This is a genomic window from Myxococcus sp. CA033, from assembly GCF_013336625.1.
GTDB classification, from domain to species: domain Bacteria; phylum Myxococcota; class Myxococcia; order Myxococcales; family Myxococcaceae; genus Myxococcus; species Myxococcus llanfairpwllgwyngyllgogerychwyrndrobwllllantysiliogogogochensis.
On sequence record NZ_JABUMU010000006.1, the window covers coordinates 345,547 to 364,579 of the forward strand.

16 protein-coding genes are annotated in these 19,033 nt (G+C 69.5%); 9 read left to right on the plus strand and 7 right to left on the minus strand.

Features of this window, described 5'->3' with window-relative positions; all coding sequences use genetic code 11:
* Positions 1 to 65 precede the first annotated feature (65 nt).
* The gene (locus HUA78_RS18725; protein WP_174457207.1) at positions 66 to 788 is read left to right on the plus strand and encodes an RNA methyltransferase; all 723 of its coding nucleotides are present in this window, start codon (positions 66 to 68) and stop codon (positions 786 to 788) included.
* On the opposite strand, the gene HUA78_RS18730 is transcribed toward HUA78_RS18725, so the two are convergent.
* Complete coding sequence (locus HUA78_RS18730) at positions 785 to 1,021, minus strand: hypothetical protein (RefSeq protein WP_141645967.1); 237 nt, start codon at positions 1,019 to 1,021, stop codon at positions 785 to 787. The two genes, HUA78_RS18725 and HUA78_RS18730, sit on opposite strands and share 4 nt — an antisense overlap.
* Positions 1,022 to 1,145: 124 nt before the next feature.
* Positions 1,146 to 2,144 carry a DUF1028 domain-containing protein gene (locus HUA78_RS18735; RefSeq protein WP_174457208.1) on the minus strand — a complete coding sequence of 333 codons (999 nt, stop codon included), beginning with the start codon at positions 2,142 to 2,144 and terminating at the stop codon, positions 1,146 to 1,148.
* 127 nt (positions 2,145 to 2,271) lie between these two features.
* On the opposite strand from HUA78_RS18735, the gene HUA78_RS18740 reads away from it, so the two are divergent.
* On the plus strand, positions 2,272 to 2,496 hold the full coding sequence (locus tag HUA78_RS18740) for a hypothetical protein (RefSeq protein WP_254623787.1): 225 nt from the start codon (positions 2,272 to 2,274) through the stop codon (positions 2,494 to 2,496).
* 5 nt (positions 2,497 to 2,501) lie between these two features.
* On the opposite strand, the gene HUA78_RS18745 is transcribed toward HUA78_RS18740, so the two are convergent.
* Positions 2,502 to 3,506: an alpha/beta hydrolase family protein gene (locus tag HUA78_RS18745; RefSeq protein ID WP_174476831.1), complete on the minus strand. Its 1,005-nt coding sequence runs from the start codon at positions 3,504 to 3,506 to the stop codon at positions 2,502 to 2,504.
* Positions 3,507 to 3,656: 150 nt separating this feature from the next.
* On the opposite strand from HUA78_RS18745, the gene HUA78_RS18750 reads away from it, so the two are divergent.
* Positions 3,657 to 4,463 carry a pseudouridine synthase gene (locus HUA78_RS18750; protein WP_141645970.1) on the plus strand — a complete coding sequence of 269 codons (807 nt, stop codon included), beginning with the start codon at positions 3,657 to 3,659 and terminating at the stop codon, positions 4,461 to 4,463.
* Here HUA78_RS18750 and HUA78_RS18755 read toward each other — a convergent pair.
* The gene (locus HUA78_RS18755; protein WP_174476832.1) at positions 4,433 to 4,576 is read right to left on the minus strand and encodes a hypothetical protein; all 144 of its coding nucleotides are present in this window, start codon (positions 4,574 to 4,576) and stop codon (positions 4,433 to 4,435) included. The genes HUA78_RS18750 and HUA78_RS18755 overlap by 31 nt on opposite strands.
* Between HUA78_RS18755 and HUA78_RS18760 the strand changes: the two genes are divergently transcribed.
* The 3 genes from HUA78_RS18760 (at position 4,575) to sthA (ending at position 9,735) form a co-directional block, all read left to right on the plus strand.
* Complete coding sequence (locus HUA78_RS18760) at positions 4,575 to 6,398, plus strand: right-handed parallel beta-helix repeat-containing protein (protein WP_254623788.1); 1,824 nt, start codon at positions 4,575 to 4,577, stop codon at positions 6,396 to 6,398. The genes HUA78_RS18755 and HUA78_RS18760 overlap by 2 nt on opposite strands.
* Before the next feature lie 94 nt (positions 6,399 to 6,492).
* Entirely contained in the window at positions 6,493 to 8,292 is a 1,800-nt protein-coding gene (locus tag HUA78_RS18765; RefSeq protein ID WP_174476833.1) for an acyl-CoA thioester hydrolase/BAAT C-terminal domain-containing protein, read from the plus strand.
* Between the two features lie 36 nt (positions 8,293 to 8,328).
* A complete protein-coding gene (gene sthA / locus HUA78_RS18770; protein ID WP_141645972.1) occupies positions 8,329 to 9,735 on the plus strand; it encodes a Si-specific NAD(P)(+) transhydrogenase in 1,407 nt (468 codons plus the stop codon).
* Positions 9,736 to 9,738: 3 nt separating this feature from the next.
* Here sthA and HUA78_RS18775 read toward each other — a convergent pair whose 3' ends face one another.
* Both HUA78_RS18775 and HUA78_RS18780 read right to left on the minus strand, forming a co-directional pair.
* Positions 9,739 to 10,065 (minus strand): hypothetical protein, encoded by a 327-nt coding sequence (locus tag HUA78_RS18775; RefSeq protein ID WP_141645973.1) that lies wholly within the window; start codon positions 10,063 to 10,065, stop codon positions 9,739 to 9,741.
* Positions 10,066 to 10,122: 57 nt separating this feature from the next.
* The gene (locus tag HUA78_RS18780) at positions 10,123 to 10,485 is read right to left on the minus strand and encodes a nuclear transport factor 2 family protein (RefSeq protein ID WP_174457211.1); all 363 of its coding nucleotides are present in this window, start codon (positions 10,483 to 10,485) and stop codon (positions 10,123 to 10,125) included.
* A gap of 213 nt (positions 10,486 to 10,698) precedes the next feature.
* Here HUA78_RS18780 and fusA point away from each other — a divergent pair, with 213 nt between their 5' ends.
* The 3 genes from fusA to HUA78_RS18795 all read left to right on the plus strand — a co-directional run bounded on the left by fusA (position 10,699) and on the right by HUA78_RS18795 (position 16,323).
* Positions 10,699 to 12,813 (plus strand): elongation factor G, encoded by a 2,115-nt coding sequence (fusA, locus tag HUA78_RS18785; RefSeq protein ID WP_174457212.1) that lies wholly within the window; start codon positions 10,699 to 10,701, stop codon positions 12,811 to 12,813.
* 86 nt (positions 12,814 to 12,899) lie between these two features.
* A complete protein-coding gene (locus HUA78_RS18790; RefSeq protein ID WP_174476834.1) occupies positions 12,900 to 14,828 on the plus strand; it encodes an ABC-F family ATP-binding cassette domain-containing protein in 1,929 nt (642 codons plus the stop codon).
* A 103-nt stretch (positions 14,829 to 14,931) separates the two neighbouring features.
* Entirely contained in the window at positions 14,932 to 16,323 is a 1,392-nt protein-coding gene (locus tag HUA78_RS18795) for a fibrinogen-like YCDxxxxGGGW domain-containing protein (protein ID WP_174476835.1), read from the plus strand.
* Between the two features lie 50 nt (positions 16,324 to 16,373).
* Here HUA78_RS18795 and HUA78_RS18800 read toward each other — a convergent pair whose 3' ends face one another.
* On the minus strand, positions 16,374 to 18,830 hold the full coding sequence (locus HUA78_RS18800; RefSeq protein ID WP_174476836.1) for an ABC transporter permease: 2,457 nt from the start codon (positions 18,828 to 18,830) through the stop codon (positions 16,374 to 16,376).
* Positions 18,831 to 19,033 lie beyond the last annotated feature (203 nt).

A 19,033-nucleotide genomic window follows, 5' to 3' on the forward strand; every position in this document is an offset into this window, starting at 1 on the left:
GGGGGCCCCGCGCCCGGGTCAACGGCCCAGGCCCGAGCCCCGGAAGACGCTAAGGTGCCCCGCGCATGGTGCTGCCCGTCCGTTTCGTCCTGATGCGTCCGCGCAACGCGGAGAACCTGGGTGCCGCTGCTCGGGCGTTGAAGAACTGTGGCCTCTCGGACTGGGTGTGGGTGACGCCCGAAGTGGAGGATTTGACGCCCGCGCGCCGGCTGGCGGTCCATGCCGAGGATGTTTTGGACGGCGCCCGCCGCGCCGACACCCTGGAGGAAGCCATCGCCGACTGTGTCTGGGTGGTGGGGACCAGCTCGCGCAAGGTGGAGGGCAAGCGACGACTGCCCCCGCGCTCGGTGGGTGAGGAGCTGGTGACTCGCGCGACGCAGGGCACGGTGGCGCTCGTCTTCGGAGATGAGCGCAGCGGGCTCACCAACGCGGAGGTGGAGCGCTGTCACGACCTGTCGGCCGTGCCCACCGCGCCGGAGCAGCCTTCCATCAACCTGGCGCAGGCCGTGCTGCTGTATGCCTATGAAGTCCGCGTGGCCACGCTGGCGGAGCACGCGCCGCCACCGGGTCCGCTGCCCGTGGCGGCCACGGACACGGAGCTGGCGCAGGTGGAGTCGACGCTGGGGGGCGTGCTCAGCTCGGGCGGATTCCTCATCGACGAGCAGCCGGGGCGCACGGCCTTGAGAGACCTCTTCGCGCCACTGCGTCGCTCACGACTCACGCGCAAGGAAGCGCGGCTGTGGCTGGCCGCGCTGCACACGCTGCGCAAGCACCGGCCCTCGGGTTAGACGGAGCGGGTGGAGCGTCGTGGCCGCGACGTCGGTGGCGGACCTCGATGCCTGCGTGACAGGCGCACCGAGACCCACGCGAAGACGGCCGCGGCGATGACGAGGAGCGCGACCCAGTACCAGTAGCTGGGACCGCTGGACTCCTCGGGTGAGAGGGACACGTCCTGAGGCACCTGTGCCAGCGCCATGAACGGGACGAGCAACGCGAGCAATGGGGCCGGGGGGATGCGCATGGGTGTCCTCGTCTTGAGAACCTCTCCATCGCGCTCGGTGGACACAAGCGCTCGCGCCCGCCGTCCCACCGAGAGGAATCCCCAACGCTCGGGCCCCTGCTCCCTGTGCGGCTGAGTCCGCGATTCACTTCGCGGGCTTCGGCTTCGTGCCCGTCAGCCGGGAGAGGAGTTTCGGGTCGTCCGGGAGGAGCCCCGCAGCGGGCAGCCGGGTGACGAGTTCCCGCCACCGGGGATCGGCGGCGTACGTGCGCTGGAGCAGCGGGAGGGCTTCATCCACGCGGCCCACGCCGACGAGGGAGATGGCGTGCCAGAAGACCATCTCCATGTTCCCGGGAGCGAGCTTCTCCGCCGAGGAGTACGCGGCGAGGGCCGCGTCGGTGTCCTTGTGCTCGAGGGCGAGGTCTCCCTCGTTCATGAAGTTGTACGCGCGCTGGAGGGTGACGAGGCGACGGAGTTCCTTGAGAGGTTCCGGGTGGTCCTCGATGCGCAGGTCGAAGCGACGGTCCTGCCAGGGACGGCCGGTGGACTTCGCGGAGACGACGATGAGGGCGGCGGATTGCTTGCCCCGGATGTCGCCGCCCTGGGCTTCCGCGGCTTCGAGCGCGGTGAGCATGCGCTCGGCCAGGTCGCCCTTCGAGTCGCGGTACGCCTGGGACATCGCGGGCCAGACGGTGGCCTTGTCCATCATGTTGGCCTGGACGGAGAAGCCTTCGCCCACGACGTGTCCGGCGGCGGCGATGCAGCTCCTGCCGGTGTGCGCGGAGACGCGGCCCTGCGCGTCGACCATGGCGACCTGTCGCACGTTGCTGGCGGAGTCCGCCGCGAGCAGACCGTTGAGGGCATCGGGAGCGCTGCGTCCGGCGCGCATGAGCTCCAGGCCCAGACGACCGTAGGACGGGTCCACGAACGACTGGGTGGCGACAGCGCCGACGCCGGCCTCGGCCCAGGGCACGGTGGCGCCCACGGAGAACCAGTGGGACTGGACGGCGACCCCCAGGTCTCCCGTCACCGGGTCTCTCGCGACGATGGAGTAGGTGTGGACGGGTCGGCGAGGGGTGAGGGCTGGCTCGGCGGCGACGGCGGGGAGCGTGAGGAGGACGAGACAGGCGGCGAGGCGGGACATGGCGGCTCCTGCGGGCGAGGAGGCGCAGGGTGGGCGAGCGGGCGGGCGACCGCAAGGCCCGGCGCGGCACGCCCGGGGGACGGCCCTACCTTTCGGGAGGAGTCCTGAACCCGCGAGAGGAGCACGCATGGATCACATGCCCTACGAGTCGATGGTGGTGGGCGACGATGAACCGGGACGCGGCGGTGGCCAGCCCCGGAAGGACGAGCGCGAGGAGGAGGCTCCAGGCCGCACGCCGCGGAAGGCCGAGGGCGAAGAGCAAGGTGAAGAGCGGCGGAAGCCCGAGGATGAACCGGGCAAGACTCCGGGCATGGCCGAGGGCGAGGACCCGGACACGATTCGCCGCGAGTAGCGGGGTCACTCGCCGGAGCGATGGACCGCGTCTCGAATCGCTCCGCGCAGCGCCGACCCGGAGGTGATGAGCGCGGAGATGTGGCCCGCGTCCAGGATGCGCAGCTCGCTTCCGGCCCAGTGCGCGTGAAGCGCTCGCGCCTCGGACAACGGCACGAAGGCATCCCTCGCGCACGCCACGATGACGGCGGCGCTCGGCTTCGCGGGCGGCGGCAAGAGACACGCATTCGCCGCGTCCAGAATCGTCGCGAGTCGCAGCCGGGCCTCCGCTTCATCCGGCGAGCCTCCCAGCTTCTTGAAGTCGATGGAGCGCCCGTGCACGCCCTTCGTGAACACGGGCGCGGGTGACGCTCCCGCCGCGAGCGCCGCGACTCCCACGGGCTCCGGCATCGTCGCCGCCGCGAGCGCCGCCATGTAGCCACCCATGCTGTATCCCGCCACCGCGACGCGCTCGTAGCCCTCCCGCCGCGCATGCGCCACGAGCGCCCGCGCCTCCTCGATGCTCGCGATGTTCATGTTCAACTGCTCGCTCACCGTGCGGATGTGCGGCCCCTTCTGCCCTGTCGCCCTGCGCGTCCCGTAGAAGGGATTCTCCAGGAAGAACAAGTCCACGCCCTCGTCGACCAACGGCGCGAAGAGCCACGTCCTGAGCCTGAATCCCTCGTCCCGCGACGAGGCCAGCACCACGCACGCATCCCGCCCGCGACCTCGCGTGGAGGAGAACCACCGCACCTTGCCGCGACGGACCTCCGGAGGCAGCGCCGCCCAGGGCGAGTCGAACGCGCCATCCCGAAAGCAACGCCGCCCCCGAGACTGCTCCGCCTCCCAGTTCATGGAGAGCGGGCCAGGCCGGGCGCAGAGCCGATCCGATAGACCCGGCCCCGTGAACGCCTGCTCGTCCCCCCAGCCGTCACAGAACAGCGAGTGACTCGCCAGCGAGGCGATGAACCCATCCAGCGGATGCATCCGGGTTTCATCCCGGACAGGCGGTGTTCCGGCACGCGAGGTCATGCCCCTGACTCTACGACGACCGCTCCCGGACGTCGGCGGTGAGATGCGCCACGTCGGGGAACTGGTGATGATATGACGCCGCCCTCGCGGCGGGTCGACGACACCCGGTGCTCCCGACCCGCCCTCGCGTCACCTGCCCCCTGGAAGCCCATGCCTCGCAAGTACGACAAGCCCAAGGCCCCTCAGCAACACCAGCGCTGGGAGGGCAAGGAGAAGCCGGACTGGCTGTCGCGCGCGCTCGCCCGAGCAGGCGTGTTCCCCCAGAAGGAGGCCGACGACGCCATCCGAGCCGGCCGCGTCACCATCAACGCGCGCGTCGCGCTCATGCCCCTCGCCCCCGTGCCCCCCGGCTCCGTCGTGCGCGTGGATGGCAAGGTCGTCCCGCTGTCGGCCCCCGCCACGCGCGTGCTCGCCTTCCACAAGCCCGCGGGCGTGCTGTCCTCCACCGTGTCCCAGCACCGCACCGGCACCGTCTTCGAGGTGCTCCTGCGCCAGTTGCCCCCGGACCTGGCCGGCTACACGTGGCACGCGGTGGGCCGCCTCGACGTGGACTCCACGGGCCTCTTGCTCTTCAGCAATGACGACAAGTTCGTCGCCCACGCCACCTCCCCTGACACGCAACTGCCCAAGCGCTATGTGGCCACCGTCTTCAGCACCCCCGACGAGGAGCGCGTGGAGCCCCTCCGCCAGGGAATGACGCTCGACGACGGCCCCGCGCGCCCCGCCACCGTGCGCATCCGCGACGAGCACACCGTGGAGGTCACCCTCACCGAGGGCCGACACCACCAGGTGAAGCGGATGCTCGGCGCCGTGGGGCTCCCCGTGCGCGCCCTCCACCGCGAGGCCGTGGGTGGCATCGAGCTCAACGACATCCCCGAGGGGACCTACCGCCTCCTCACCGAGGAGGAAGTGCGCGACGGCCTGCTCTACTCGGGGCGCACCCCACCGAGCGAGTGACGTCGCGGCACGCTCGCTCGCGCCACCCACATCCCCGACAGCAACGGCCACACCGCCCGCGCCAGCAGGTTCTCTCGCGGTGAGCCCTCGCTCCGGGCAGAATCCCGGCGCATGAACGCTCCAATCCGGCAGTGGTCCTGCGCTGTCCTGCTGCTTCTCTGCGTCGCGTGTGGCGGAGGAGACGACGACACTGGGGACGACGCGGGAACAGGCTCTCCCGATGGCTCCGTGCTCCCCGACGGAGGCACGCGCGAGGACAGCGGCTCCCAGCCGGACCCCGACGGAGGTACCCAGGCGAACCCCGACGGCGGGGCGACCAGCGCCGACGCCACCGTCCCTGGAGCCATCACCCTCCCCTTCCCGACGCTGCACCACCTGACGGTGGAGTGGGCTTTCTCCGGTGACCCCAACGCGAACGGCGTCGTCTCCGTCCGCTACCGCCCCGTCGGCACGGGCACCTGGCAGCAGGCCCTGCCGCTGCGCCGCATCCCGGCCGGAACAAACGAGGGCTTCAGCTGGGGCTCGCGCCACTCCGGCAGCGTGTTCGGCCTCCAGCCCGGGACGCGCTACGAGTTGGAGCTCACCCTCACGGACCCGGACGGAGGCTCCACCACGCGGACGGAGACGGCGACCACGCGCGCGGTGCCAGCCCCCATGGCGAGTGCTCCCGTCAAGGCGGTGACCCCCGCCACCTTCGCCACCGTCGCCTCCGGCGCGCAGCCGGGCGACATCCTCGAGCTGGGCGCGGGGACGTACAGCGCGTTCGACTGGTCTCGCAGCGGCACCGAGGGCAAGCCCATCGTCCTGCGCGGCACCACCGGCACCATCCTCACCGGCCCCATCAACCTGTTCAACCAGAGCTACGTCCACTTCGACCGGCTCACCATCAACGGCCGCGTCCGCTTCAACGGCTCGAAGCACTTCGTGCTCACCCGCTCCACCGTCAACGCCACCACCGCGAACGGAGGCGACGCCGTCGTCACCTTCCTGCGCGCGGAGAACGCCTATATCGCCGACAACGTCGTGACAGGTGTCACGCAATGGGCGGAGGCCTCGCTCGGCGTCAACGGCAACAACCAGGGTGAGGGCATCTGCGTCACGGGCCCGGGCCACGTGATTCTCAACAACCGCGTCACCGGGTTCCGCGACGGCATCTCCCTGATGGAGGACGACGCCGCGGTGGACCAGTACAGCATCGACATCCTCAACAACGACCTCATCGGCAACGCGGACGATGGAGTCGAGGCGGACTTCTGCTTCCACAACTGCCGAATCGTCGGCAACCGCCTCACCAACAACTTCATCGCCCTGTCGTCGCAGCCGAGCCTCGGCGGCCCCACGTACTTCGTCCGCAACGCCGCCTACAACACGGTGCACATCGCCTTCAAACTGTACCGGGGCAGCTCGGGCGACGTGCTGCTGCACAACACCGTGGTGAAGCATGGCGACGGGCTCGGCATCACCGCGGGCAAGCCCGTGGCGAACCTGTACTCGCGCAACAACCTGTTCATCGGCGGACCGGGCGGGTCCTTCAACGGCTACAACAGCGGCAACGCCAACGGGCGGGTGCTCCACATCCCCGACCTGGTCACCGCGAGCGCCAACCTGGACCACGACGGCTTCGGCACCACGTCCGGCAACTTCACCGCCACCTGGGGTGGCAGCGCCCTGACGGGCCTGAGCGCCCTGCGTGCCAGCACCACCGAAAAGAACGCCGTGCAGGTGGACCTCGGAGTCTTCGCCGCGTCCGTCGCCTACCCCGCCGCGCCCATGACGCTGTATGCCGCGCCCGACCTGCGCCCGCGCACGGGCTCGGCCGTGGAGAACGCGGGAGCGCCCCTCGCCAACATCAACGACGGCTTCAGCGGTACGGCGCCGGACCTGGGGGCCTACGAAGTCGGAGCACCCCTGCCCGTCTACGGTCCGCGCTCCTGACCTCACGCGAGACTTGCGCTCGCGCGGGGACGGCTCAGACTCGGGCCTCCCTCCCACTCCAGGGAGGCCCGCAGTCCGAAGCCGAGGCGCTTCCATGACCCGGTATCGTCCCGCTCCGCGCTGGCTCGTCCTCCTGCTGGTGCTGCTCACCACTCCTCCGGCCCGAGCCGAGCAGGAGCCCGCCGCCGCGACGCTCCTCGGCGAACTGCGGAGCGTGACGGACTACGACGCGAAGGCGCCGCTCGACGTGAAGACGGTCCGCGCGCAGCGGCGCGGCGACGTCACGGTGACGGAGCTGACGTACGCCAGCCCGAAGGGTGGACGCGTCCCCGCCTACCTCGTCACGCCCCCGGGCCCCGGGCCATTCGCCGGCCTCACCTTCCTGCACTGGGGACAAGGCTCGAAGAACGAGTTCCTCGACGAAGCCCTCTCCCTGGCCCGCGCGGGCGTGGTGTCGCTGCTGGTCGATGCCCCTCACGTCCGCCCGGCCCCCTGGCGTGGCTCGCTCAAGGGCGCGGCCATCTACGACTCGTCCCTTCAGATGCTGGTGGACATGCGGCGCGCGGTGGACCTGCTCGCTTCCCGACCGGAGGTCGACGCTCGGCGGCTGGGCTTCGTGGGCCACAGCATGGGTGCGATGGTGGGCGGAGCCCTCGCGGGCGTGGAGCCCCGGCTGCGCGCCTTCGTCCTGATGAATGGCGTGGGCGACTACTCCAAGAGCATCCGCGAGATGGAGTTGGACAACGAGAAGCAGCTCGCCAACGCGATGTCCAAGGAGGACTTCGCGAAGCTCGTGCGGAGGATGGCGGTGCTCGACGGAGTGGTGGGGGTCGGCCATGCGTCGCCCCGGGCGCTCTTCTTCCAGAATGGCCGCTCGGACGCCTGGGTCACCGCCGCGCAGGTCAACGCGTTCATCGACGCGGCCACGATGCCCAAGCTCGCCAAGGTCTACGAAGGAGGCCATGAGCTGGGCGACGCCGCGCGCAGGGACCGGGCCCAATGGCTGCGCACGCACCTGGGCTTCGGCGAGGTGCCCGCCTTCGGCCCTCCGATGATTGCCCTCCCCATGCCTCCGGAGCTCCAGGGCCTCCCCCTGCCCGAGTGGACCAAGGCCCGGCCCGTCCTCACCATCCCCGGCATGGAGGAGGTGCAGGTCCGCCGGGCGCTCACGTACACGCGCGCGGGCGGCCGCGACTACAAGCTGGACCTGTACATCCCGGAGGCGGTGTCCCAGGGACGCGTGCCCATCATCGTGCTGGCCCATGGGCTGCTGCACCCGGACCTGACCCCGCTCGTGAGGGACCTGCCCGCCTTCGCCGGTCAGGCCCGCTGGCTGGCCACACAAGGCTTCGCGGTGGCGCTGGTGGAGCTGGGCTCCCCGTCCACGGGCATCGAGAAGTCCCAGTGGCTCACACGCGTCGCCGACCTCCAGAAGCGCGTGGACGCGGCGCTGGCCTTCGTGCGCAAGCAGGCGGCGACGGAGCCGCTCGACGCGGACCGCGTCTGCCTCATGGCCATGTCCGCCGGAGGGCTCTGGGGGCTGTCTCCCGCGCTGAGCAAGGCGCCTCCCGCCTGGTTGCGCTGCGCGGTGGCGTGGTACCCCCTGCTCGGAGGCCCGGACGTGCCCCGGGGCATCGGACCCATGGACGGCCTGAAGGCAGCGAACGCCAAGAAGGTGCCGCCGCTGCTCGTGCTGCGCGCAGGCCTGGACACGCCTCCGCTCAACGCCGCCCTCGACGACTTCGTGAAGGAGGCCCGAAGCCGAGGGGCCCCCCTCACGCTGATGGAGCTTCCGGAGGGTCACCACGGCTTCGAGTTGACGGACGACGTGGAGGACTCGCGCGAGGCGATGCGCAAGACGGCCCTCTTCTTCGAGGAACATCTCCTTCCGTGACTTCAAAGGTCGCGTGGCCTCGCGTACCTTCGCCCCATGGTGGACTTTGACCTGGTGGTGATTGGCTCCGGCCCGGCCGGCGAGTGGGGCGCGGTGCAGGCCGCGATGGCGGGCAAGCGCGTCGCGGTGGTGGAACGGGAGTCGGTGCTGGGCGGCACGGCGGCGAACACCGGCACGCTGCCCTCGAAGACGCTCCGCGAGACGGCGCTGCACCTGTCCGGCCTCAAGGCCCGAGGCCTCTACAGCGTGGAGACCACGCTGCGCCACGAGGCCACTGTCTCCGACTTCCTCTACCGCGAGCGCCGCGTGAAGGGCATGGAGCGCGAGCGCATTGGCCACAACCTCCAGAAGCATGGCGTCCAGGTGTTGCAAGGCGTCGGCTCGTTCGTGGACGCGCACACCGTGCGGGTGTGCCGAAAGGGCGCGGAGGACCTCCTGCTCACCGGCTCCGTCATCCTCGTCGCCACCGGCTCCTCCCCGTACCGGCCTCCGCTGTATCCCTTCGGCGACATCCGCGTGCACGACTCGGACGAGGTGCTGGAGATTGGACGGCTCCCCAGCTCGCTCGTCGTCGTGGGCGGCGGCGTCATCGGCTGCGAGTACGCGTGCATGTTCGCCGCGCTGGGCATCCCCGTGACGCTGGTGGAGGTGAAGCCCGAGGTGCTTCCCTTCCTCGACGACGAAATCTCCGCGCTGCTCGCCCAGCGCATGGAGGCGCTCGGCATCCGCCTGCGCTTCGGCCAGACGGTGGAGAAGGTGGACGTGCCCGCCGCGTGCGAGGTGCCCATCCGCCTGACGCTCTCCTCCGGGGAGGAGGTGGACACCGACCAGGTGCTGGTGGCCTCCGGTCGCTCGGCGAACACCTCGGGCCTGGGGCTACAGGACATCGGCGTGAAGCTGGGCGCTCGCGGACAGGTGGAGGTGGGCCCCAGCTTCCAGACGGCGGTGCCCCACATCTACGCGGTGGGCGACGTCATCGGCTTTCCCGCCCTGGCCTCCACCTCCATGGACCAGGCGCGCATCGCCGTGGAGCACGCCTTCACGTTGGAAGGCCCGCAGGCCCTGGCCACGGTGCTGCCCTACGGCATCTACACCATCCCCGAAGTCTCCATGGCCGGGGAGACGGAAGAGGGCCTGCGCGCGAAGCGGGTGCCCTACGTGGCCGGCCGCGCCGCCTTCGCCACCAACCCGCGCGGGCAGATCATCGGAGAGATGTACGGCCTGCTGAAGCTGCTCTTCCACCGCGAGAGCCTGAAGCTCCTGGGCGTGCACGTCATCGGAGAACAGGCCTCGGAGCTGGTGCACGTGGGGCTGGTGGCGATGCTCACCGGCTCCACCGCGCGGCTGTTCATCGAGACCTGCTTCAACTACCCGACGCTGTCGGAGGCCTACAAGGCGGCCACGTTCGACGCGCTGGACCACCTCAAGCACGGCACCGTCTGAGGCTCAGCGGCGGCGGGGAGGATTCACGCTCCCCACGCTCTTCAGACTGCCCACGGTGAGCCCCGAGGGGCTCGGCGCCGTCTCGTGGACCTCGTCCGCGGAGGACCGGGCCAGCGCGCGCGGCGCGGCCCCGCTGTCCACGACTGTCCCGGCGGCACCGCGAAGCAGCTCCCGGGCGCGCTGCCAGCGGACCTTCTCCTCCGCCATCAACCGCGTCAGCTCCTCACGGGCGGAGCCCTCCGGAAGCTCGGCCGCGGCGGCGGCGACCTTGTCCAGGAAGGGCAGCAGGTAGCCGAAGTCCTTGTCGAAAGCGCTGGGGTTCGTCGCCACGTCCGTCCTCCTCTGGGGCCGAGCCACCCTAGCCCATTCCCAGCGCCAGGGGCCGTTTCAGCCGTGGTACACGCGCGAGGCGACAATCCGGCCCCCGCGCACCTCCAACACCTCCGCCACCGGCATGGGCGCCTCGCCGGGCGCATGGCGCAGGTACTCCATGAAGACACGCTCTCCGTCCGCCGTCAGCGCCGTCTCCTCGTAGCGCAGGCCAGGCAGCCGGGCGATGGCCTCCCTCCACCACTTCCCCAGGGCCGAGCGCCCCACCAGCTGCCCCCCGGTCTCCGGATGCAGCACCCGAATCTTGGGGGACGTGTGGGTGCAGTCCTCGGCGTACAGCGCCACCAGCGCCTCCACGTCGTGGGCGTTGAAGGCGTGCAGCCAGGCTCTGGCCACGGAGAAGTTTTCGCTCGCACTCATGGTTTAGGTACCCTCGGAAGAATTCAGATCGGCCCCTCCGCGCAGCGGGGAGACCGGTCGCCCTGTATATAAGGTGGGCCGAATCTGTAGACAAAGGTGGGAGTATAGGACCCCACCGTCATGCGGATTTGGCTGGAAACCAAGTCCCGTGGGAAGTAAGGGCCCCGCCTGCTCTGTTCCCTCAGGCACTTTCAAGAGAAGAAGGACCGGATCGTGGCCGCCAACGCACCCATCGACAAGATTCGTAACATTGGTATCTCTGCCCACATCGACTCGGGCAAGACGACGCTCTCCGAGCGCATCCTGTTCTATACGGGCAAGATCCATGAGATCCACGAGGTCCGCGGCAAGGACGGCGTGGGCGCGGTCATGGACTCGATGGATCTGGAGCGTGAGAAGGGCATCACCATCCAGTCCGCCGCGACGTACGCGATGTGGGGTGAGTTCAACATCAACCTCATCGACACGCCGGGACACGTGGACTTCACCATCGAGGTGGAGCGCTCCCTGCGCGTTCTCGACGGCGCCATCCTCGTCCTCTGTTCGGTGTCGGGCGTGCAGTCCCAGTCCATCACCGTGGACCGGCAGATGAAGCGCTATCGCGTTCCGCGCATCGCGTTCGTCAACAAGATGGACCGCGCCGGCGCGAACTATGACCGCGTGGCCGCGCAGCTGAAGGAGAAGCTGAACCACCACCCGGTGAAGCTCCAGTACCCCATCGGCGCCGAGGACCGCTTCAAGGGCCTCATCGACCTCATCCAGATGAGGGCGTTCTACTTCGACGGTGAGAACGGTGAGATCGTCCGCGAGGAGGAGATCCCCGCGGACATGCTGGACGAGGCCAAGGTCCGTCGTCAGCAGATGATCGAAGGCGTGGCCGAGGTCGACGACCAGCTCGGTGAGCTGTTCCTGTCCGACGCCGCCATCCCGAACGACATGATCACCGCCGCCGTCCGCCGGGCCACCATCGCCCTGAAGATGACGCCGGTCATGTGCGGCTCCGCCTACAAGAACAAGGGCGTGCAGCTGCTCCTGAACGCGGTCTGCGGTTTCCTCCCGAACCCCAAGGAGGCGACCAACGAGGCGCTGGACCAGAAGAACAACGAGGCGAAGGTCATCCTCGAGTCCGACCCGGAGAAGCCCTTCGTCGGTCTGGCGTTCAAGCTGGAAGACGGCCGCTACGGGCAGCTGACGTACATGCGCATCTACCAGGGCCGCGTCACCAAGGGTGACTTCATCTTCAACCAGGTGAACCAGAAGAAGGTCAAGGTTCCGCGCATCGTCCGGATGAACTCCAACAAGATGGACGACATCAACGACGCGACGGCCGGCGACATCGTCGCGCTGTTCGGCGTCGAGTGCGCCTCCGGCGACACGTTCACCGATGGAACGGTGAACTACACGATGACGTCCATGCACGTCCCGGACGCGGTGATTTCGCTCGCCGTGGCGCCCAAGGACCGCTCCGCCCTGGCCAACTTCTCCAAGGCGCTCAACCGCTTCACCAAGGAAGACCCCACCTTCCGCGTGCACCGCGATGAAGAGTCCGGGCAGACCATCATCCGCGGCATGGGTGAGCTGCACCTGGAGATCTACATCGAGCGCATGAAGCGCGAGTACCAGTGCGAGGTCCAGGCCGGTAAGCCGCAGGTGGCGTACCGCGAGACCATCAGCCAGAAGGGCGAGTTCTTCTACACGCACAAGAAGCAGACCGGCGGCTCCGGTCAGTTCGCGCGCGTGTGCGGCTACATCGAGCCCCTGCCCTCGGACGCGGTGCAGCAGTACGAGTTCGTCGATGACATCGTCGGTGGCTCCATCCCCCGCGAGTTCATCCCCGCGTGCGAGAAGGGCTTCAACGAGGCCATCAAGAAGGGCAGCCTCATCGGCTTCCCCGTCGTCGGGTTGCGCGTGGTCATCAACGACGGCGCGTTCCACGCGGTCGACTCGTCCGAAATGGCGTTCAAGACGGCCGCCATCATGGGCTTCCGCGAGGGCTACGCCGCCGCCAAGCCCATCATCCTCGAGCCGATGATGAAGGTGGAAGTCACGGCGCCCGAGGACTTCCAGGGCTCCGTCGTCGGTCAGCTCAACCAGCGCCGTGGCACCATCCTCTCCACGGAGACGGCCGAGGGCCAGGTGACCGCCGTGGCCGAGGTTCCGCTGAACGCGATGTTCGGCTACTCCACGGACCTTCGCTCCGCGACGCAGGGCAAGGGCGAGTTCACCATGGAGTTCGCCAAGTACACGCCGGTGCCGCGCAACGAGGCCGAGGCCCTGATGGCGCAGTACAAGGAGAAGCTCGCGGCCGAGCAGGCGGCGCGCAAGTAGTCCGCGCCACCGCGACGTCGAGGTTGTAAGGAAGGCGCTCCTCATCAGTGAGGGGCGCCTTTCGCCTTTTCAGGAGTCAGAACACCGTGACGCTGCTTCGTGCCGCCAACGTCCAGCTCAGCTTCGGCAGTCGCACCGTCTTCCAGGGCCTCACCGTCACCATCGAAGAGGGTGAGCGCGTGGGCCTGGTGGGCGTGAATGGCTCCGGCAAGACGTCGCTGATGAAGATCCTCGCGGGCGCGGCGAAGCCCGACACGGGCGAGCTGCAGCTGCGCCGTGGCGCCCGCGTCACCTACCTGCCCCAGGAGCCGGAGTTCGCCGAGGGCGCCACGGTGGCCTCGGAGCTGTCCGTGGCCCAGGGCCCCCTGCGCGAGGCGATGGCCGCCCAGGCGGAGCTCGCGCTGAAGCTGGAGGCCTCTCCCCCGGAGGCCCACGAGAAGCTGATGGAGCAGCTCGCCGTGGTGTCGGACCGCATCGAGCAACTGGGCGGCTGGGACACCGAGCACCACGCCAAGACGCTGCTCGACAGGCTGGGCGTGAAGGACTGGGACCGTCCGGTGGCGCAGCTGTCGGGAGGCCTGCGCAAGCGCGTGGCCATTGCCCGGGCGCTCCTCACGCGGCCGGACATGCTGCTGTTGGACGAGCCCACCAACCACCTGGACGCGGACACGGTGGACTGGCTGGAGGAGGAGCTGGACAAGCTGCCCGGCTCGCTCCTGCTCGTCACGCACGACCGGTACTTCCTGGATGGGCTGGTGGACCGCATCGTCGAAATCCAGCCGGGCGGCGGCGTCACGTCCTATCCGGGCAACTACCAGGCGTACCTGGAGCAGAAGCTGGTGGCGCAGGAGAACGCCGAAGTCTCGCAGCACAAGCGCGAGCGGTGGATTGCCCAGGAGGTCGCGTGGCTGCGCCGGGGCCCCGAGGCGCGGCGCACCAAGAGCAAGTCGCGCATCGACCGGGCACAGAAGCTGATGGCGGAGAAGGGCTTCCAGCGCCCCAAGGTCGCCGACCTGCGTGTGATTGCCGCGCCCCGGCTGGGCCACACCGTCATCGAGTCGGAGGGGCTCCAGAAGTCCTTCGGCGAGCGCAAGGTGCTGCAGGGCGTGGACTTCCGGCTCCAGCGCGGCGAGCGCGTGGGCCTCGTCGGCCCCAACGGCGTGGGCAAGACGACCTTCCTGCGCGTCATCCTGGGGGAGCTGCCTCCGGACGGCGGCAAGCTCGTCATCGGGAAGAACACCAAGGTCGCGTACTACGACCAGAACCGGGCGCAGTTGGACCCGGAGATGACGGTGTACGACGCGGCCTCGCAGGGCGAGGACTGGGTGGACCTGGGCGACCAGAAGGTCGCGCTGCGCGACTACCTGGACGACCTGCTCTTCCCCGTGCCCATGCAGCGGATGAAGGTGAAGGCGCTGTCGGGCGGCGAGCGCAACCGGCTGCTCCTGGCGCGCCTGTTCCTGGAGGGCGCCAACGTGCTGGTGCTGGACGAGCCCACCAACGATTTGGACATCGTCACGCTCAACGTGCTGGAGCGGCTGCTGCTGGACTTCGGTGGCAGCACGCTGCTCGTCACGCACGACCGGTACTTCCTCGACAAGGTGGCCACCAGCATCGTGACGTTCGACGGCAACGGCCGCGTCACGCGCTACGAGGGCAACTACGCGATGTACCGGCGGCTGAAGGAGCAGTCGGATGCCATGGCCGCGAAGGGCGCGCCGAAGAAGGACGAGCCCGCCCCCGTCGCCCCCCTTCCCGCGGCGAAGCCGGAGGCGCGCAAGGCGGTCAAGCTCTCCTACAAGGACCAGCGCGAGCTGGACGGTATGGAGGCCACCATCGAAGTGGCCGAGAAGCGCAAGGTGGAGCTGGAGGTCCAGCTCGCCGACCCGACCATCTACAGCAAGAGCGGCAAGGTGGCGGAGGTGCAGAAGGAGCTCGACGGCGCCATCGCCGACATCGACCGCCTCTACGCCCGCTGGCAGGTCCTCCAGGACCTCGCGGCCGGCTCGGCCTAGTCGCTCCATTCCATGCGCGGCCGGAATTGCCGGCACGCGAAGTTTGCCATTCAATCCAGGGGCTCTCGCGGAGCCATCCCTTCCCTCCAGGGAGTCCCCTGACATGTCTTTCATTTCGTACCGCCCGGTGCGCCGGGTGCTGTCACCGCTGTGTCTGTTGCTGGCGTGGGGCTGTCATTCGGAGGAGGCGAGCCTGGAATCCGCGCCGCCCGCCCTGGCCACATCCCGCGCCGCCGTGGAGGAGGCACCGCCGGAGAGCCTTCCCGCGGACTTCCTCCAGGACATCCAGCTGGCGCTGCCCGAAGGACAGTCCGTCCTGGTGCACCATCCGGAGTACCTGTCGTCGAGCTTCGACCCCAACGTGCGCGTCGTCGCGGAGTCGGATGTCTGGGTGACCTTCGTGTCGGAGGCCGCGACGTTCCTGAACGCCTTCGGCTACTTCACCTATCCGGAGAGCAGCCCGCCCACCACGACGGTGGGCCTGCAGAAGCACCTCGTCTTCGGCAACGCCTCCGCCTGGGGCTCCGGGGGCACGCTGTCACCGGGTGACCGCATGCGCCTGGGACGCTTTCCTGCGGGCACCCGGATTGGCTTCTTCCTCGTCTCCAACGGCTGGGATTGGGGCCAGGTCGACTACGGCCGGACGACCTACTACTCGGTGGATGCGCTGAACCCGGAGCCCCTCGCGTCGCAGCGCCGGCACCTCGTCTCGCTCTACCACCCGGGCGCGCAGCGGCGCGTGCTGGCCTTCGAGGACTTCGACCGCGCCCACGAGCAGGCCAACAACAACTTCTCCGACCTCATCGTTTCCGTCACCAGCAACCCCGCGACGGGCACGGACCCTTCAGGCCCGAGCATCCCCGACAAGCCCTGCCCCGAGTCCCCCACCGCCGCGCCCGCCTCGTGCCGACTGCTGCACCAGTACTGCCCCGCCCTGCCCAGCGGCGTGTACGCGCTGAACCCCTGTGACACCGGCGCCACGCAGCACTACTGCGACATGAGTTCGGAGGGAGGCGGGTGGACCGTCGCCGGCTGGCAGGCGGCCTCGGCCAGGACGAGCCTGGGGCTCACCTCGCGCGGCACGGTGGGAAGCGAGGACTGGTCTCGCGGACTCTCGTGCGTTCCCTTCACCGAGATTCGCGTCTTCAACCGCACCTTTGGCGAGGGCTTCGTCCAGGCCTACCCGGCCCAGACGTGGAACCACACCGCGGTCAACATGGCCATCGGCACACCGGGCATCGCCTTCAAGCAGGGCACCTACGGCCCGGCCAGCTCGGAAATCATGATGGGCTGCGTGGGCTTCAGCTGGCGAGGCGGCGTCTACCTCGAGATTGCCTGCGACAATGACCACGAGGGCCGGGCAAGAGGGCACCTGGCGGACTACGCGGGCGAGTACTGCGCGGGAGGGCGGCTCGACTCCACCTGGGCCTGGAGCGACGGCACCACCTGCCGCTACCGGAGCACGCCCTACACCTGGGGCTTCGCCATCCGCTGACAGGCGCGGGGCCCACGCAGACCTCGCGCGTGGGCCCGTCCCTCCGCTCATCAGTCGTACTTGAGCGCGATGATGGGGTCCACGCGCGAGGCCCTCAGGGCCGGCAGCCACGTGGCGACGAGTCCCACGGCGAGCAGCACCAGCGGCGCGGTGACGAAGGCCCACGGGTCCAGCGCGCTGACACCGTGCACCATCCCCGAGACCACCCGCGTCAGGCCCAGCGCGCCCACGAAGCCCAGCGCCACGCCGGCGCCCACCGAGCCCAGGCCCTGGAGGAACACCAGTCGCACCACCTCGCCGCGCGTGGCCCCCAGCGCCAGCCTCACGCCCATCTCCCGCGTGCGCTGACTCACCAGATAGGACAGCACCCCGTAGATGCCCACCGCGGCCAGCCCGAGCGCCAGCGCCGCCATCAATCCCAGCAGCACCATGTTGAAGCGCTCGGAGCCCAGCGTGCGCGTCACGTGGTCTCCCAGCTTCAGTGACTCCGTCACCGGCTGCCGCGCGTCCACCGCCCACAGCTCGCGTTGCACGGACGCCACCAGCGCCGCGTGCCCTCCGGAGGCTCGCACCAGGAGGTTCTGCGGCAGCATGCGCACCAGCATCCCGTTGAGCGTCGGGGCCACCTGCCCCGAGGCCACGTACAACACCGCGGGCGATTCCCGGTCCAACCCGTTCTCGCGCACGTCTCGAACCACGCCCACGATGACGCGCGGCACGGTGTCCTGCAGCGACGGCACCGTGTAGGCCACACGCAAGCTCTTGCCGATGACGTCCTCGCCCGGCCAGTACTTGCGCGCGGCCGTCTCGTTGATGACCACGACGTGGGGAGCCCCCGCCACGTCCGTGTCCGCAAGCAACCGGCCTCGCACCAGCTCCAGCCCCAGGGCACCGAAGTACCCCGGCGACACGGGCCGATACTGGCCAAACCCCACGCCAGGGCCGTCCAGGCGGCCCTCGAACTTGCCGTCGATGGCGAAGCCCATGCTGGGCCCCAGCTCCATCGGCAGGGCGGGCGTGAAGCCAACCGCCGTCACGCCCGGCAGCGCCCGCACCCGCTCCTCCACCTGACGGTGGAAGCGCTCCAGGGCTTCCCGCTCGCCATAGCGCCCCTCCGGAAGCGACAGGCGAAGCACGTGCACGTCGCTCGCATCGAAGCCGGGGCGGACGACCTGGAGCGCGCCAAAGCCCCGGATGAGCAGCGCGGCCCCCGTGAGCAACACCACCGCGAGCGCCACCTGCCCCACCACCAGCAGCTTGCGCGTCCTGCCGCCCCCAGGCCCCGACGTCGCCCGCTGCGCCCCTTGCCTCAGCGCATCCTGGAGGTCCGGCCGCGACGCCTGCCACGCGGGCAACAGCCCGAAGAGCACTCCCGTCAGCAGCGACACGCCCACGGAGAACACCAGCACCACGCCATTCAAGCCCACCGCCGCGCCCGGCACGGACAGCTCCGGGGGCGCCAGGGCCAGGAGCGCGGGCAGCACCGCCGAGGCCAGCAGCACGCCCAGTCCACCGCCGACCACGGACAACAACAGGCTCTCCGTCATGAGCTGCCCCACCAGCCGCCGGGCCGGAGCCCCCAGCGCCGCGCGCACCACCAGCTCCCGCTGTCGCGCCGCCGCCCTCGCCAGTTGGAGGTTGGCCAGGTTCACACACGCGATGAGCAGCACCAGCCCCACCGCGCCCAGCAACACCCAGAGCGCCAGCCGCAGGTCCCCCGCCAGAAACGTCCGCAGGTCCTCCGCGACGAACATCTCCCGCCCACGCAGCAGGTGCGGCGTGTCCGCGCGCAGCCGCTCGGACAGCGTCTTCAGGGCCGCGCTGACGCCCTCCGGCGACAGCCCCGCGCGCACCCTGCCAACGACGTAGAGGAAGTTGGAGTCATCGGTGTTCGTCAGGTCCAGCTGGAGCGGTGTCCACAGCTGCGCCTGCCGAGGATGCTGGAAGGACTCCGCCGCCACGCCCACCACCGTGTAGGGCTGGTCGTTGAGCGTGAACGAGCGGCCGATGATGTCGGGAGCACCTCCGAAGCGCCGCTGCCACAACCCATGGCTGAGCACCACCACCCGAGGCCCGCCCACCACGTCCTCTTCCGGCAGGAAGCCGCGCCCCAGCGCGGGCCGCACGCCAAACGTCTCGAAGAAGTTCCCCGTCACCCGCATGCCGGACAGACGCTCCGGGAGCCCATCCCCCATGACGTTGAAGCCCGTGGGCAGCAGCTCCGACGCGGCGACCTGGGAGAAGGGCGAGCCCTCCGTCGACAGCCAGACGTATTGCGCGATGGCCTGCGAGGTCGCCCGCCCGTCCTCATCCTGGCGAAACACCTGCACCAGCTGCTCGGGCTCCGGGTACGGCAGCGGCCGCAGCAACACTCCGTGAACCACGCTGAAGATGGCCGTGTTCGCCCCGATGGCCAGGGCGAGCGTGAGAACGGAGACAACGGTGAAGCCCCGGCTCTTGAGCAACAGCCGGACGGCGTAGCGGAGATCCTCGAGGAGGATGGCCACGAAAAGGCTCCTGGTGGGGGACATGGACCCTACGCGGCGCCCCCGTCAGCCATTGCACCGGGTGTCTGTTTTCCCACGCGTGGGACAAGGCAATGACTTCACGGCAAGCCAGGGAGAATCCGGATGAGACTTCCGTCAAGCCGTTCCATGGGGCGACGCCTCGATACTTTCCGGAGAGGGGTGACTTGGAGGTCCACTTGCGC